The organism is Caballeronia sp. LjRoot34 (assembly GCF_964253815.1).
Classification (GTDB): Bacteria; Pseudomonadota; Gammaproteobacteria; order Burkholderiales; family Burkholderiaceae; genus Caballeronia.
On record NZ_CAXUSB020000002.1, the window covers coordinates 1,497,535 to 1,512,850 of the forward strand.

At 59.6% G+C, this 15,316-nt stretch carries 11 protein-coding genes and 3 pseudogenes; all 14 read right to left on the bottom strand.

Annotated elements, in window-relative coordinates:
- Window positions 1–376: 376 nt before the first annotated feature.
- On the bottom strand, window positions 377–1,366 hold the full coding sequence (locus ACSQ36_RS26295) for an acetamidase/formamidase family protein (protein WP_436184227.1): 990 nt from the start codon (window positions 1,364–1,366) through the stop codon (window positions 377–379).
- A gap of 50 nt (window positions 1,367–1,416) precedes the next feature.
- Entirely contained in the window at window positions 1,417–2,025 is a 609-nt protein-coding gene (locus ACSQ36_RS26300) for an ANTAR domain-containing response regulator (RefSeq protein WP_436184228.1), read from the bottom strand.
- Window positions 2,025–3,236 (bottom strand): transporter substrate-binding domain-containing protein, encoded by a 1,212-nt coding sequence (locus tag ACSQ36_RS26305; RefSeq protein WP_436184229.1) that lies wholly within the window; start codon window positions 3,234–3,236, stop codon window positions 2,025–2,027. The genes ACSQ36_RS26300 and ACSQ36_RS26305 overlap by 1 nt, the downstream gene beginning before the upstream one ends.
- Window positions 3,237–3,801: 565 nt before the next feature.
- Window positions 3,802–4,228: pseudogene (locus ACSQ36_RS26310) on the bottom strand (transposase); the annotation flags it as partial.
- Window positions 4,215–4,960 (bottom strand): annotated as a pseudogene (locus tag ACSQ36_RS26315) (cupin domain-containing protein). The pseudogenes ACSQ36_RS26315 and ACSQ36_RS26310, both read right to left, overlap by 14 nt.
- Window positions 4,961–5,019: 59 nt before the next feature.
- Window positions 5,020–5,151: pseudogene (locus ACSQ36_RS26320) on the bottom strand (IS6 family transposase); the annotation flags it as partial.
- Between the two features lie 252 nt (window positions 5,152–5,403).
- Window positions 5,404–6,441, bottom strand: a complete 1,038-nt coding sequence (locus ACSQ36_RS26325) for an ABC transporter substrate-binding protein (protein ID WP_436184230.1) — start codon at window positions 6,439–6,441, stop codon at window positions 5,404–5,406.
- A gap of 65 nt (window positions 6,442–6,506) precedes the next feature.
- Entirely contained in the window at window positions 6,507–7,244 is a 738-nt protein-coding gene (locus tag ACSQ36_RS26330) for an ABC transporter ATP-binding protein (protein WP_436184231.1), read from the bottom strand.
- Window positions 7,237–8,076 carry an ABC transporter permease gene (locus tag ACSQ36_RS26335; protein WP_436184232.1) on the bottom strand — a complete coding sequence of 280 codons (840 nt, stop codon included), beginning with the start codon at window positions 8,074–8,076 and terminating at the stop codon, window positions 7,237–7,239. The genes ACSQ36_RS26330 and ACSQ36_RS26335 overlap by 8 nt, the downstream gene beginning before the upstream one ends.
- Window positions 8,077–8,146: 70 nt before the next feature.
- On the bottom strand, window positions 8,147–9,505 hold the full coding sequence (locus tag ACSQ36_RS26340) for an LLM class flavin-dependent oxidoreductase (RefSeq protein ID WP_436184233.1): 1,359 nt from the start codon (window positions 9,503–9,505) through the stop codon (window positions 8,147–8,149).
- A gap of 12 nt (window positions 9,506–9,517) precedes the next feature.
- Window positions 9,518–11,200, bottom strand: a complete 1,683-nt coding sequence (locus tag ACSQ36_RS26345) for a rhodanese-like domain-containing protein (protein ID WP_436184234.1) — start codon at window positions 11,198–11,200, stop codon at window positions 9,518–9,520.
- Between the two features lie 42 nt (window positions 11,201–11,242).
- The gene (locus tag ACSQ36_RS26350) at window positions 11,243–12,466 is read right to left on the bottom strand and encodes an acyl-CoA dehydrogenase (RefSeq protein ID WP_436184235.1); all 1,224 of its coding nucleotides are present in this window, start codon (window positions 12,464–12,466) and stop codon (window positions 11,243–11,245) included.
- Window positions 12,467–12,497: 31 nt separating this feature from the next.
- The gene (locus ACSQ36_RS26355) at window positions 12,498–13,655 is read right to left on the bottom strand and encodes an LLM class flavin-dependent oxidoreductase (RefSeq protein ID WP_436184236.1); all 1,158 of its coding nucleotides are present in this window, start codon (window positions 13,653–13,655) and stop codon (window positions 12,498–12,500) included.
- Between the two features lie 43 nt (window positions 13,656–13,698).
- A complete protein-coding gene (locus ACSQ36_RS26360) occupies window positions 13,699–15,315 on the bottom strand; it encodes an ABC transporter substrate-binding protein (protein WP_436184237.1) in 1,617 nt (538 codons plus the stop codon).
- Window position 15,316: the final 1 nt, after the last annotated feature.

A 15,316-nucleotide genomic window follows, 5' to 3' on the forward strand; every position in this document is an offset into this window, starting at 1 on the left:
AGCGCTAACACCGTCTCTATCGAGCTCGCGTAAAACTTGTCGTCACTTAGATACACAGAGCGACGCGTCTCAAAAAGAGAGAATTGCAACGTTGGACAATTTGACCGCGTCGCAGCTAATGGGCGAATTGGTCTGGGCTAGCTCTCCAAGCGAACATTTCAGCGTTCAGAACTTGAAAAAAAAGCCCTTCGCACTTACAAAGTGCAAAGGGCTTTGTCGCCACGCCTAGCGCGTCCACGCAAGGCAAGTTAGTAAAATCAGAAGAAGTCCGCCAAAATCTGCTTTCTTCCTAACAACTGCTACTTCATCTATGGCTTAATTTACAAGCTACAAAAAAATCGTGTCAACACACTTCTGCATAAAGTTTTCCGTCTAGCTAACTCTTCAGATAATGCTTTTGTATGGCAGCTCCAACTGAATATTTTGGGTCAACGAAATTTCCCAGCCGGACCTTTCCAACTTGGCTAAGAATCATGTACGCATCCCATTTGTCAAATCCATATTCCGCAGCCATCCAAAGAACGAGCTCTTTGTAGGCTATGCGAGTTGCATCTTCCAAAGGTCGGGCACTCCCTATTGTCATTAACAGATCTTCGGTTTCGAGGCGCGGCCATGCGATCTGCCAGCTCTTTATTAGATCAATATGGATAGTCGTGCGACTCGCAAACTCGACTGCCGTGCCGCAAAGCTCACCGTCACCCTGGCAGGCATGCGCGTCCCCAATGAACAATCTAGCCCCAGGTGATCGGACCGGCAGATAGGTGATGCTCCCCGGACCCATGTCCGGAACATCCATGTTGCCCCCATGATTGTCCGGCGTCAGTGAATTGATCGAATCTATCTCTGGCGAAACACTGAGAGTTCCGATGTGCGGTTTGTATGGCAGTCGCACTCGTTTGCTCCAGTACACGCCCTCCTCGTCGAGGTCGACCTTACGCGTTATTTCGGGTAACGGGTCGTTAAGAATCGCCGTATAGTCGGTTCCTGTAAGCGCTCCAAAGCCAGGAATAAGACACGTCGTCCCACGTGGATTGTCCCCTCGCGGCAGCATCGATTCGATGTACACGGCGAGAACGTCACCTTTTTCGGCGCCGTTCACCATAATCGGGCCGTTTTGTGGATTCAGAAAAGGAATCCTCAGATGCCGGCTCGGAAGGTCTTTTTCCGTCTTGAGCTTGCCTTCGTACGCATCCAATGTGTCGACGACCACCCTGTCTCCCGGGGCGATAGTCAAAACAGGAGTGGAGTACGGTCCAATTGTGTAGTGAAATTCCGCCTGGCGTTCCTCCGAAAGTTCGTGGGTTTTGCCAACTTCGCCACGCGCAACGCCGCGCGTGTGCATGATAGATGTTTTGAGCCAGTTCATCGCATGTGTCAGGAAAGGAAAAATGTTAATGGTTGAAACTATGCCCGGCCTCAACCTGTTCCGGAGTCGTTCGTTTTCCAGTCATCGAGAGATTCTCCGCATACGAGGGCGACGCATAGCTCTTCAATTGATATTGCGTGATTCATGCTAATTTCTCGAATGCGGTCAAAGGCTTGATCTTCACTGAGGTTGCACCGCTTCATTGTCTGCACCAGCGCCTTGAACACAATACGTCGGGATTTCACACGATCTTTTAAATCGTTAAGTTCCAAATCCGTCGCGCCATTTTGTTGGTGCACGTGTTCAGCCTGCATCAATGCGAGATACGTACCATTCGACCGAATCGGCTTGACTAGAAACGCGGAAATCCCTTGCAAAAAGCTCCAGTGAATGCGTTCGGGAGTTTCCAGGCCAATCAGTGCGATCAATGGAATACTCGGCTTGCCGGCAACCCAAGGAAATGCGTGCCTTCGATGCGTATCAGCGTCGAAAAAACAAACCTGCACCGCTGGCCAATCCACACCTGTTACGCTCGTTCTGCAATCGACCGTCATACCTAAACGCGCTAGCTGCGATTCCAGCGCTCGCCTATCTCGGTCGTCCTTGTGCACGATCAACGCATAGCGACCTCTGAACACGGGCATGGACGTTGTTTTCATCACACTGCCCTCAATTTCCGGTGCGGCTTTTCGTTCAGCGCGTACTGGTCCGTCGACCAACCGTGCGCGTCCCGTTTCGCATCAAACCAGACAAGGTAAGGATCGGGTTTGACCGGCTCGGGCGCCGTGTGAATAATCTCAAATTGTCCGGACTGATTGGACCTGGCGAGCCGAGGAGTAAGGAACGTATGGCGATTCTCACCGTCGACCCAGACAGGGCCTTGAGGCGCATCAAATCGGCACGCAGTCACGGCTTCGCGCACTTTCCCTGGTTCTGCCGAACCACAAGCCCTAACAGCCCGCGCCAGCAGATGTACAGCGATGTACGACGCTTCTGCGTCTGACACCGTCACGCCAGATTGACCAAATTGAGCGTGGTAAGCGTTTAGAAATTCGTGATTGGCATTCGTCTCTACGCTTTGAAAGTACACCGACGAAGCGATATGCCCGGCCCTTGCGTCTCGCGGCGCCGCATTGAGTTCCATTTCAGAGATGTTGCAGCTAGCGATAGGAGGATGCTTAGCCGTTTTATCCGACCACTGCAATCGTTGTTCGCTGTACGCAACCAGAAGCGCAGCTGTTGTCGCTCCAATCACTGACGAAAATATGAAGTCGGGCTTCAAATCATGAATCTCTTGCATCACGCGTTGCAGGTCCGTTCCTCCCAGCTCAATATGCCGCTCTGCCAAGATTCGACCGCCGTTCGACTCAACAATGTCTCGCATCACGCGATTACATTCCCAAGACCATACATAGTTAGAGCCGAGTGAATACACGCGCTTGCCGTGCGCTGACATCATGTACCCCGCTAGCGGTACGATGTGTTGGTTCGGTGCAGCGCCAAGGTAGACCACACTATCGCTGCACTCGAAGCCTTCGTAGTGCGATGGATACCAAAGCAAGGCATCCGCACGTTCAAAAACCGGAATGACTTCCTTCCGGCTCGATGATGTATAGCACCCAACGACATGGCCGATTTTTTGATTTTCAACCAACTCCCGGCTTAGCGCAAAGTATCCTTCCAGGCGCCCACCGGGATCTGCTTCGACCGGTTTAAGACAGAAGGGAAAAGACGGATCCTCATTGACCTGACGAACGGCCAGCAGCGCGCCGGAAAGCATCGCTCGACCAATGTTTCCGTAGTCGCCAGTGGTCGAACACAGAAGCCCAACGGGAATCGCCGTGCGAACTGTCATTTCATGCCTATTCATTAACAATATGGTCGAAAAAAAAGCCCATCGAGCCTGTATGGCTAGATGGGCTTTTTTGCCTCTCCTGGTCAAAAATACCGGAGCAGTTGGTCGAGCAGTGTTTGGGGCGTTGCCTGTGGCGCTTCTTGAGTATTATCATAGACTGAATATCGATGTTGTCAAAGCATTTCAAAAAAGGAGCTACTCTCTGTGCTTGAAAGCTTAGGTCTGACGGAAACGAAAATATTGGCGCTGCCCGGCGAGACCTTTCCACTCTAATCAGTTAGCGAAGCTGTTAGCAATCGTGCGCGACGTCAGCGTTGGCATTCGCAAAGACACGTGTGTTTTGTCGGTTTGAGTTGTCGATCTGACGTTGGTAGTGTGCAATTTCGATTGCTAAAGCTTAGTACTACAGCGGTAACCATTTATTCACGGTGGTGTACAGCCGAGCTTGCGATAGTGGGCTTGTTGCGCCCGGCACTGGTGGGTTCGGCGCCAGATTGACCATGACAGGATATGGTCGATCGACCAGATTGTTCGCCACAGCAGCCGACGGATCTCCTGTACGCTGAGTGGAACCACGCCGTCAGGCGTTTTTTTTACCACGTACCCGAAAGACGGCAAGCATGGCGTGAGCGAGCAGCGCGAGAGTGATATGGCGATACCAGCCCTGCCATCGACGCACTTCATACTGATCAAGTCCGCATTCGCCCTTGGCTGCTTCAAAGCCAATCTCGATCTCCCACCTACGGCCCGCGACGCTGACCAACGTCTGCCGTGTAGCCTTGCGCCGTGGCGTAGACGACGTAGTAAGCATGTTCGCGCCTCTCATCCAGGCTGCGCCTCACCAGCAGGTAATGCCCGAAGCGGCGTTCCTCAGGCGTGATCTGCAAACGCCAAAGCGGAGTAAGCGCCCAGTCGTACAGACGCTCATCTTTGGCGCCCGCGCCTGCCGAGAGACGCCGCCATGCCCTGGCCGGCAAGCTCTCTGCGATCTTGTCAGCGCGAACGTACGTCAGCCACATCGTGCACTCTCCCGCGAGCTCGTTTAGTTGCCATTCGACCTGGCTCTCCGTGCATCATGCGCAGTGCGGGGACAAGCCGCGAATCGCCTAGCGCCCGCAGCCAACCAGCAGGAAATTCTCCGGAAGCCGCAAGATGAGCGCGCAGTAGTTCGATAAACATCAACTGTGCGAGTTGCGTGGACGCTGTACCCGAGCCGGGTTTTTCCTCGGCCTGCTCGCGGACGAGCCTCTCGATCAGCCATTTCAGGTCTGCTGCATGGGCGGACGACGCCTGGACATGAATCAACGGCGGCATTGCGGTGGCGAGAAAATCCCCGTTCACTGAGTCGAGCACGATGTATCCGCCTAACTGGACACAGTCTTGTCCATCGCCGAGTGTCACAAATTTCTTCCCCGGTCCGAAAAATAGAGATTTCGCATCGAGCGGTGCAATCGCAAGGTCACTTGCGAGCACGAACGCGCGTTTCGCGGAAAGGAGCACCACGTCTCCCGTTTCGACGCGGTTGCCAGGTCGTCGCCCTCGACACGCAGCCAGCATGCGCCCTTGACCAAAGCAGCGAATTTGATCTTGTCGGGTGCCGAAAAGCGCAAGGCCCATGGATCGCCAGCAGCGAAGCCACCGGCGAGGACGGTTTGAGCGCCCACCAGCGTGAGGACATTGGAAAACAGATCGTTTGGCATGTCCGCACTATTGCGCAAGTAAAGCGGCTTTTCAAGCATTCACCGTCCGGATCTCTGCGCCTAAAGTGCTTTCTTTGGCGACGAACACGTCGCTATGACGTAACTTTATCGGGAGATAAGCCATGCGTTACATCAAGCTCATACCGGCGCACGCACATCAGCATTTCGTCAAACGAATAGTGAAGGCGCTTAAACACACGCGCTAAGGCCAGCGTAAGGGTCTGTCCCAACGGGTATTGGCTCTGTTTATCGGCGTAAATCGTAGCGTGCTGTCTTATCGCGACAGAACCTCTTGAACGTTACCGCTTTAATAACCGCTCCCCAAATTTGCAACCGCCCCCCGAACTTTTGTCATTTAAAGTGCGATTGCTCGTATTGATTTGACCGCTCTACTCCACGCTGGACATGGCATCTGGATTGACGGAATCGCGTCGAACGAAGATTGCGCCATGCGTGAGCGACAAGACGCCTTTCTTAAACAATCAATCCTTGGCCTTGATCGGCCAGACCGCTTTCTGCGCGGCGTTGAATTGCGGATCATATTCGACATCGACCTTGACCTTCTTCTTGATTGCATGGCCGTCGTACAAGATGTCGGCGATCTTCTGCTCTTGATCGATCAGACCTTTGTCGAACTTGACGAAGCTGCCACTGCGCACTTCATATTCGAACGCCGCGCGCTCGTCGGAGATTTTCAGCGTGTCCTTCAGAATGCCGATCACCTCGTCGCGGTGCGCGTCATGCCACGCCCAATAACCTGAAAGACGCGAGAAAAAATCCTGAAGCGCAGCCGTCTTCGCCGGGTCCTTCAGCACCGCCGACGTCGTGGTCCATACGTTGAGCGCCGGAATCTGCGTGTCGCGGTCGCGCAGCAGAATAGTGCCCGCGCCCGACTTGATGGTCGGCAGTATGGGGCCGAGCGCGCCTGCGTACACGTCGACTTCGCCCGCATTGAAACCTGCCGCTGACGTCGCGCCATCGGCGAACTTGATGGCATCAATGTCCTTTTCCGTCACGCCGGCCTTGACCAGCGTCGCGAGGTATTGTGAATGGTTGTAGCCGCCATAGTTGTAGCCGACCTTGTGGCCTTTGATCTCCTGCACGTTCTTGATGTTCGCGCTTGAACGAACCGCCGTGATGACCGGCGGATAATCCTTCGAATAGGCGTTGCGCCACGCGGCGACAATATGCAGCGGTGTCGAATCCTTCGTCCAATCGGTGCGCGCGTTGGCCTGTTCGATCGTGAGCGACGTGTCGCCCATATGCCCCAGGTCGATGCGGTTTGCATACAGCGCGGACAGATTGGCGGCGGGCCCAGTCAGCAGTACCCATTCGATCTGGTATGGCGTCCCGTTGACCACGCCGGACTTGCGGATCATCGCGGGGAATGCCGGGTCTTGATACGCAATCACGAGCTTGGTGCTTTTCAGGTCCGGCGCATTCTGGGCACCGGCCGTGCCGGAAAGTGTCAACGCGGTAACGGCGAAGAGACCCGCCAGGCCGGCGAGCAAAGATTTCATCAGCGACATAAATACCTTGGTTGATCTGTGGAAAATGAGCGATGGAGAAAGTCGATTGAAAAACGTCAGGAGAGACTGAGCGAGAACTGCCTGAGCAGGTCGCGTTTAAGTGAATTGAACTCTGGCGATGTCACGTCGCGCTCGCGCGCCAGATCGACGTGCGTCTCGTGACAGATCCGCCCTTTCGACAAGATCACGATGCGGTCCGCAAGCAGCAGTGCCTCATCGAGATCGTGCGTGACGATCACAACGCCGAAGCGGTATTTCGCCCATAGCTTCAGCACGAGGCTCTGGATGCTGCGGCGGGTAAACGCGTCAAGCGCGCTGAACGGTTCGTCAAGCAGCATGAGATCGGGACGGCGATACAGCGCCCGTGCAACCGCCACGCGCTGTGCCTGTCCGCCCGAAAGACTCACGGGCCAGCTTTCCAGTTTGTCTTCGAGGCCGACGTCCTGCAGCGCGGTGAGCGCGCGTTCGCGCGCATCAGGCTTGAGGGAATCGTCGAGAAGGACGTTCTTCCATACGCGCAGCGCCTGAATCAAACGCGGCTCCTGAAATACAACCGACGTGTTGCCGGTCACTTCCGTCCTGCCGCCCGACGCCGATTCGAGCCCGGCGAGCAGGCGCAGCACCGTGGTCTTGCCCGTACCCGACGGCCCGACCAGCGCGACCACCTCTCCCTTTCGAACGGTGATATCGACGTTATCGAGCACCGTGTTCTCACCATAGCGCTTCCGCACGCCGGACAGCCTTGCAACGACGGGCGTGGCCTCATGCTCCGTTTGATAAGCGAGTTCAGACATGAGCCGCCCTCCAGACCAGAACCTTGCGTTCAATGAAACGCAGCAACGCATCCACGCCGATCCCGAGAACCGCATAGACCAGAATGCCCGCGATGATGATGTCCGTGCGCTGAAATTGATTCGCGTTATTCAGGATGTAGCCAATGCCCGCGTTCGCGTTGATCTGTTCGGCCGCGACCAGCGCCAGCAGCGCAATGGCTGCCGAATAGCGCACGCCCACGAGAATGCCGGGTAACGCCGTCGGCAGGATGATGAGCCGGATCTGATGCGCGCGCGACAGCCGAAACGTGCGCCCGAGTTCCAGCAACTTCGGGTCGATGCCGCGTATGGCGTGATAAGTGCTGAGATACATCGGCGAGATGGCCGCGCCCACGATCAGCGCGATCTTGGACACTTCGCCAATGCCGAACCACACCACAAAAATAGGCACGAGCGCGATGAATGGAATAGTCCGCACCATCTGCAGGACGGTATCGAAGCCGCGCTCGGCGGACTTGCTCAGACCCGCCGCCACGCCGAGCAGCAAGCCCGCCCCGCCACCGATCAGCAAACCCACGGCCGCACGTGCCAGCGATATCCTCAGCGCATCCTGGAGATCGCCGGACTGCCACAGCTCCCGATAAGCCGCGAGCACCGACGCGGGCGCAGGCAGCACGAACTCGCTGGCCAGTCCCAGGGACGAAACAAGTTGCCACACGACAATCAGCAGCACCGGCACGACGGCCCGCAAGAGCGGCTCGCGCAATATCACGCGACGCGGCGCCGGCGCCAACGCCGGTGGAGCAAGATCCGGTGCGGCAGTCGCCTTCAAAGTGGATTCTCTGCTAGACATAAGCACCTTTGAAATGAAATAAATGAATTGAGTGACCGATACGAAGACAAGGAATGGCACTCAATAGCGTTCACGAAAGCGCTCCAGGCGTGTGCTCGATCAGGCGTGCATCGAGATCGGCATAGCGGCTTGCCGGACGCGCAAGCCCGTAGTGTTCGCGCAAGGTGGTGCCTTCGTAATCGCGGCGGAAGATGCCCTTGCGCTGCAATAGCGGCACTACGTGATCGACGAACGCCGCGAGCCCTGAAGGGAACACGTCCGCGTTGAGGTTGAAGCCATCGGCGGCACGACCGGTGAACCAGCGTTCAATATCGTCCGCGATCGTCTCGGGCGTGCCCACGATCATCCGATGTGCGCCGGGATTGCGGTCCAGCAAATCGCGCACCGTCAGGTTGTCGCTGCGTGCTAGCAGGACGGTCGCACGGATGAATCCGTTGGAGACATCGGCGCGGTTGCCTTTGTCGATTAATGCGTAGGGCAACGGTGCGTCCAGTTGCAGATCGTCAACGTCGATACCCAGCGCACGCGCGAACTTGGCGAGTTCGGCGCGGCGATCAAGCAGCGAGTCCATGTCGGCCTTGCGCTGGCGCGCTTCGGCCAGCGTCCCGCCAATGACGGGATACAGCCCCGGCAGCACGAGCAGATGATCGGCATGACGTCCCTGCGCCACGGCGCGCGCCTTGATGTCGCCATAAAATTCCTGCGCACCCTCGAACGTGGTCTGCGCGGTGAAGACCGCATCGGCGTAACGGGCGGCGAGCGCGACGCCCGCCTCCGATCCGCCGGCCTGCACGAGCACCGGCCGTCCTTGTGGACTGCGCGGAAGATTGAGCGGCCCGCGCACCTGGAAGTGATGGCCGGCGTGTTCGATCGCATGCACGCGAGCCGGATCGGCGTAGCGTCCGCTCGCGCGGTCGACGATCAGCGCGTCGTCTTCCCAGCTATCCCACAGCTTCAGCACGACATCGACAAATTCCTCGGCACGCGCATAACGCGCCGCTTTATCCGGAGCGCCCGACATGCTGAAGTTAGCTGCCGCGTTCGGGTCGTAGGTCGTCACGGCGTTCCAGGCAACCCGGCCTGCGCTCAAATGATCCACCGACGCAAAACGCCGCGCGAGGTTGTATGGATCGTTGAAAGTAGTCGATGCCGTGCCGATCAGGCCGACGTGTCGCGTAACACCCGCGAGCGCGGTGAGGAGCACGGTGGGTTCGAGCGACTGGGCCGGTCCGTGCGCGTGGCCGCTTAACGCAACGGCATCGGAGAGAAACACGGCGTCGAGCTTGCCACGCTCCGCGGTCTGCGCGATCTCGGTGAAAAATTGGAGATCGATGATCGACTTCGCGTTGTCGAGCGTACGCCAGCCGGCCGGATGACGGCCCGTGCCGGTGATGTTGGTGTTCAGATGCAAGGTTCGTGGCGCACGCATGGGTTTATCGCTTTACAAGAGGTTGGGCGAGCCTTGCAGCGCCGCGAGGCGCTGTTCGCTGCGAGCGTGCGTTGGCGTGTCGAAATCGATCACGTCGATCGACGCAATGCCATCGCGTTCGAGCTGCCCGACCAGTTGCAACTCCCACGCGAGATAAATCTGCATCTGCTTCGCCGCCTGGTCAGGGGCGTGGTGATACGGGCTGTACCACGCGTCGTCGTCGCCGGTGAGGTTGCCTTCGTCGCCGGCGGTGTGCGGCAGACCGAGCGACAGCCAGCGCTGCGTGCCGCCAAGGAGCGCCGCCACACCGTCGATACGCCCGCGCAACTGGCTGGCGAGCAGCCCGGCGAGGACGCCGTCGGAGGACGTGAGGACAAGCTGTCGCGACGGGTCGTCCCGTGGGCCGAGCCGGTCCAGCCAATCTTCCAGCGCGCTCGCCGCCACGAAGCGCGCCCCGGCAATATGCGCGGTGCGAAACGCGAGGCTGCTGTCCACGTCCACGACCTGCGCGCCGCCTGCCTCTAGTGCGAGCGCAAGCTGGTCGGCGTTGATCCAGCGCGTACGCTCAGGCGTACCGAATATCGGCACCGGCTCGGGGCCGGTTTCGAGCGCCAAGTGCGGGTCGTCGTCGGCAAGCACGAACACGTTGAGATAGCCCAGTTGCACGAGCCACGACGCCGTCATGCGTGCGCGCACGCCGTCGTCGTCGGCGAGAACGACGCGGGCATGGAGCGTGCCGACGTATTCATCGGTGGCCTGAACGAGCTGGCCGCCGGGCGCCGAACGCCAGCCCGCGCGATGACCCGCAACGTACTCCAGCGGATCGCGGACATCGAACCGGTACAGCGTCTGCACACTCGCTTCGGCTTCGAAGCACGTCAGTGTGGCGCGATCGATCTCGACCACGCCTGCTCGCGCGGCGGCGCGCTTGGCCAGCGTGCGCGCCTGTTCAAGCGCAGCGCCTTCGGCACGAGGCGCCGTGCGAATCTGGCCGTGTTCAAGGTCGAGGCCTGACAACAGCCACGACATCGATCCCCCGGAGAGTGCGGCGACCGGATTCGGAATGCCCGCGTTCACGAGCGATTGCGCGCCCAGAATGCTGCGCGTGCGCCCGGCGCAATTCACCACGATCAGCGTCTCGGGCGACGGCGCCGCCGCGAGCGCGCGATAGACCAGTTCAGCGCCCGCGCATTCGACGCCGCCCGGAATGTTCATCGTCTTGAATTCGGGGAACGGACGGCTGTCGAGCACAACGAGATCCTCGCCTGCGTCCTGCAACCGCTTGAGCGTCAATGCATCGATGTTCGGCGTTTTCAGCCGATGCTCGATCACCTCGCCGAACGCCTTGCCCGGCACGTTGGTGCCGCTGAACACTTCGAATCCGGCCGCTTCCCAGCCGCTCACGCCGCCCGCGAGTATCGACACGTCCGTATAACCGAAGCCTGCCAGCAAGGCCGCCGCGCGCGACGTATATTCGCCCGCTTCATCGACCAGGACGATGGGCGTGGCAAAGCGTGGCACCAGTTGCCCGACGAGCAGGCCCAGACGTCCAACCGGCGCGATGGACGAATAGAACAGGCGGCGGCGTGCCGTGACGCCCTCCTCGCGGACATCGAGAATGGCAAGTTCGCGGCGTTCGGCCAGCGCGGCGCGCAATGCGGCGGGAGTGATCGATGGTGTGGTCGCGTGACTCATCGTGAGGTGGCCTTGTTTGATTTAGCGATAGGGAATGACGGCTCAGAAGAACGCCGCGGAAGGCAAAGGCACGCCGTTGACCGCATGGTTGCCAATGGCGCGCGCCTTGTAGAGACCGGGGTTGTGCGAGGCGATCGTGCGGATGTTGCGCCAGTGGCGATCAAGTTGCGCGGCCTGGCGCGCGGCGGACGCGCCGCCGACATCGAATAGCCGGGTTGCCGACTGGAGCGCCAGTTGATCGATCACGACCTTGGCCTTCGCACTGCGCAGCGCGGCTTCAACGAACAACGCTTCGTCGGGCTTGCCCGCCAGCACGCTGTCGAACGCCGAGCCAAGCACGCTTGCTGCGTTCAGCACCGCGGCCTCGGCCACGAACGCCGCGCTTTGCAACTCGCCAACAGCTTCCTGCAATAGAGGGTCGTCGGCGGGACGCGCGGCCACCGCGTGGTAGTAGTTGCGTTCGCGCTTCTGCACGAGCGTCACGGCGTCCTTCGCAATGCGCCGCAGGATGCCCGCGACGATCGTCGTGAGATAAAGCTGTGCGAAGGTAGCCTGATGCGCGATCTTCGTATCGTCTGCGAGAACGAGCACGTCAACCGCCGCGACTTCGACATTCGTGAACACCGTCGTGCCGCTCGCCGTGTTGCGCTGGCCAATGCCATCCCAGTCATCCCGCACATCGACGCCCGGCTGCCTGACCGAGACGCGCGCGCCGACGAACCGACCGTCCGGCGTCTTGGCATTCACAATGATGTGATCGAAGTAAAGATTCCCCGTGCTGTAGTACTTCGTCCCCGTCAGCCGATAACCGCTTTCCGCAGGCTCGAGCCGCGTGTTGCCGTCGCCGTCGCCGATATGCTGCGTACCGAGTTCGCTCGCGCCGAGACCGAAGAGACCGCCGTCCTGCACGAGATGGTTCCATCGCTGGTATTGCGGTAGATGGCGCGCGCGCAACGCCTTTTCGATAAACGCGAAGTGATTGCGCAGGATGTGCGGAATGTTCGAATCGGCCTCGGCCAGATCCAGCACCAGCTCGTACAACTGCGGCAGCGTGGCGCCTGCCCCGCCCTCCTCTTTGGGCAAACGGAACACGCCCAGACGCGCTGCGCGCGCGAGTGCGATTGGCTCGTGCGCGTCGGCCTCGCCACGCTCGCGAGCTTCGGCGCCTGCCGCGATGGCCGCCACTAGTTCACGCAGTTCGGGTGAGCCAGGTTGCACGGCGCTGTCACGTAATGCGGCCGTCAATGTCGAATCGGTCGTTCCCATCTCTAGGATTCCTTAAAAAATGATGTGGCGTTCACGCGTCCGATTGCACGCGCACTCTGAGTCCGGCCTGTTCCATCAGCGGCAGGACAGCCTCGCCGAAATATTTGAGATCCGGCTCGAAATCGAAGAACGTCAGCTGGACGCCGTCAATACCCGCCGCCTTCAACCGCAGCAGGTCGTCCACCACGTGTTCCGGCGAACCGATGATCTGGATGTTGCCTCCCAGCACGCGCTGCTCGCGTTGATGGTTTTTCCAGGCTTTCGCGTCGCTGCGGCGACCCGTGAAACCATCGACCGCCCCGAAATCCGCGTGCGACGCGATCGCGTCGAGATAAGCGTGCGCCTCGCGCTCGGTCGGACGGCAGACGATCGTCGGATTGATGAGCGTGCGGACCTCGCGGCCATTCGCTCGCGCCGCCGCCTGAACCTGCGCGGTGTGTGCGGGCAGCACATCCAGCGCCGCGTCGATCTGCGCGCCGGCGGAACTCGTAATAAAGATCAGGTCCGAATGCTTCGCGGCGTAGTCGATCCCGGCAGCAGAACTCGTCGCGTTCACGAGCACCGGGCGCCCAAAGCGCGGCTTCGGCGAAACGAACGCATTGCGCGTGCGATACCACTTGCCGTCGAAGGTCAGGTTGTCATCGAGCGACCAGAGTTGCTGCATCAGGTCCACGAACTCGGCGGCCATTTCGTAGCGCGTGTCGTGCTCGAAGTGACCGTCGCGGCCAAACATCTCGGCTTCATCGATCGAATGCCCCGTGACCATGTTCAGGCCCCAGCGGCCGCCGGAGATATGGTCGAGCGTCGCGCCGAATTTCGCGAGATGCAGCGGATGCCAGTTGCCATAGAGAATGTGCAGCGTCGATATCAGCAGGATGCGCTCGGTGATCGACGCGAGTGACGCGAGCGTCATGAACGAGTCGAGCGATTCGCGGCGGTAACGCATGTCGCCGCCATGACCGTCTTTGCCCAGCCATTGCGCGAGACCGAAGACCAGGTCGAAGCCGAGCGCCTCGGCATGGCGCGTGAGGCGCGCGTTGTACTCGAAGGTCCAGTCGGTCGTGCGCGGCAGGGTCGACATGGACCAGCCGCCGCTCTGGATCGGCAAGAAGAGACCAAGCATCAGCGGCTGGGCGAGCGCACGAGAAAGCGGGCTATCAGGGAAACTGGCGGGAGACGGAATCGACATAACGCACCGGATAGAAAGGTGAAGCGTGAATGGGTAGTGGGCGTCAGGCTTCGCGCACGGACGCGAGTGACGAATAGGCGCCCATCGGCGAATTGCTGAAGCCGCCAATGCTCGTCGCATGGATCGCGTAGAAATGCAGTTCGAGCAGGTTGACGGAAGGCACCTGTTCCTGCGCAATCTGCTGCAACTGGTCAATGAAAGGCTTGCGCGCCACTGGGTCGCTGACCGACACCAGCCCTTCGATTGCACGGTCCATCTCGGGCGTGGAATAGCCCGTCGCATTGCTCGATGTCGAACCCGGCTTGATGGCCTTGGTCCAGTAACGGCGCGTCACGCCAAGCTGCGGATCGGCGAAGGCTGAGTACCAGTTGATGGTCGTATCGAAGTCATAGTCCGCGTAGACGCGGCGGTTGAACGTCGGCACGTCGGTTGGCACGAGCGACATTTCCACGCCGATATGGCGCAGCTCCGCCTGGATAAATTGCGCGGTCAGGACGTACTGGTTGCCGAACGGCAGCGGCAGATTGTTGATGCGCAGCCGCACGCCGTCCGCGCCCCGGCGCAAACCCGCGGCGTCGAGCAGCGCTTCGGCGCGGGCCGGATCGTAGTCGTACTGCGGCAGGCCCGGCTTGAAAAAGCGGGTCTGATAACTCGGGATCGGACCCTGCGCCGTTTTAGCGAGTCCGTACCACACGACTTTCGCCAGGGCGTCGCGGTTGATCGCATGCGCGATGGCCTGACGAACGCGAAGATCCTGAAAGGGCTTGCGACGCAGATTGAAATCGAGGAACGAGATGGGCGCGATGCCATCGAACACATGACTCGACACGACAAAACGCGAGTCGCTGCGCAACCGGACGAGATCGGGCAACGCAACGGCGTCAGTCGGCGCATAGCGCAATTCGCCGGACTGGAGCGCAGTCAGCCGCGCGCCCTGATCCGGAATGATCCGGAACACGATGCGCGCAAAATGGGGCTGGTTCGCCTTGTCCCAGTAGTCCAGATTGCGCTCCAGCACCACGTAGTTGCCGCGCACCCATTCCTTGAAAACGTACGGCCCATTGCCTACAGGATGCGCGTTGAGCGGATTCGTGAGCGGCTGGCTTCCGGCATAGAGATGCTTGGGCAAGATCTGCGTCTCGTAACCGCCGAGCGCCGACCACACGGCTGGCACGGGCGACGAAAACCGGAACACAGCCGTGTGGTCATCCGGAGTATCGACGGCGTCGAGTGTCGCGAACGTCGCATTGCCGCGCGGATGAAAATGCTTCGTGACTTCCATCAGGGAGTACTGAACATCGGCTGATGTGAATGGCTTGCCGTCGTGCCATTTGACGTCGTGACGAAGATGAAACGTGATCGTCTTGCGATCCGCCGATTCGTCCCAGGACTGCGCGAGTTGCGGCACGGGGTGGAAAGCGTCGTCGTAGGTGACGAGGCCATCGAACAGATTGACGGACACGATCACCGCCGGATTCGAGATGTTCAGCCCGGCCACCCAGCCCGCCGGTTCCGGCACGATCACGGCCTGCAGCACGTCGCTCTGCGCGGCCTCGTTTGCGACGCTCTGCGTGGCCTCGCTCGCGAATGCCACGCCCGGCACGACGGGGGCAACCGCTGCTGCTGCGGCCATCTGAAAAAACTGACGACGGGTGATCAAC

What these genes read in the sequence shown, in the direction of transcription:
- ACSQ36_RS26350 (WP_436184235.1), bottom strand. Translation starts at nt 12,466, where the DNA reads ATGGGAACGACCGATTCGACATTGACGGCCGCATTACGTGACAGCGCC.
- ACSQ36_RS26305 (WP_436184229.1), bottom strand. Translation starts at nt 3,236, where the DNA reads ATGAATAGGCATGAAATGACAGTTCGCACGGCGATTCCCGTTGGGCTT.
- ACSQ36_RS26295 (WP_436184227.1), bottom strand. Translation starts at nt 1,366, where the DNA reads ATGAACTGGCTCAAAACATCTATCATGCACACGCGCGGCGTTGCGCGT.
- ACSQ36_RS26325 (WP_436184230.1), bottom strand. Translation starts at nt 6,441, where the DNA reads ATGAAATCTTTGCTCGCCGGCCTGGCGGGTCTCTTCGCCGTTACCGCG.
- ACSQ36_RS26345 (WP_436184234.1), bottom strand. Translation starts at nt 11,200, where the DNA reads ATGAGTCACGCGACCACACCATCGATCACTCCCGCCGCATTGCGCGCC.
- ACSQ36_RS26300 (WP_436184228.1), bottom strand. Translation starts at nt 2,025, where the DNA reads ATGAAAACAACGTCCATGCCCGTGTTCAGAGGTCGCTATGCGTTGATC.
- ACSQ36_RS26335 (WP_436184232.1), bottom strand. Translation starts at nt 8,076, where the DNA reads ATGTCTAGCAGAGAATCCACTTTGAAGGCGACTGCCGCACCGGATCTT.
- ACSQ36_RS26340 (WP_436184233.1), bottom strand. Translation starts at nt 9,505, where the DNA reads ATGCGTGCGCCACGAACCTTGCATCTGAACACCAACATCACCGGCACG.
- ACSQ36_RS26330 (WP_436184231.1), bottom strand. Translation starts at nt 7,244, where the DNA reads ATGTCTGAACTCGCTTATCAAACGGAGCATGAGGCCACGCCCGTCGTT.
- ACSQ36_RS26355 (WP_436184236.1), bottom strand. Translation starts at nt 13,655, where the DNA reads ATGTCGATTCCGTCTCCCGCCAGTTTCCCTGATAGCCCGCTTTCTCGT.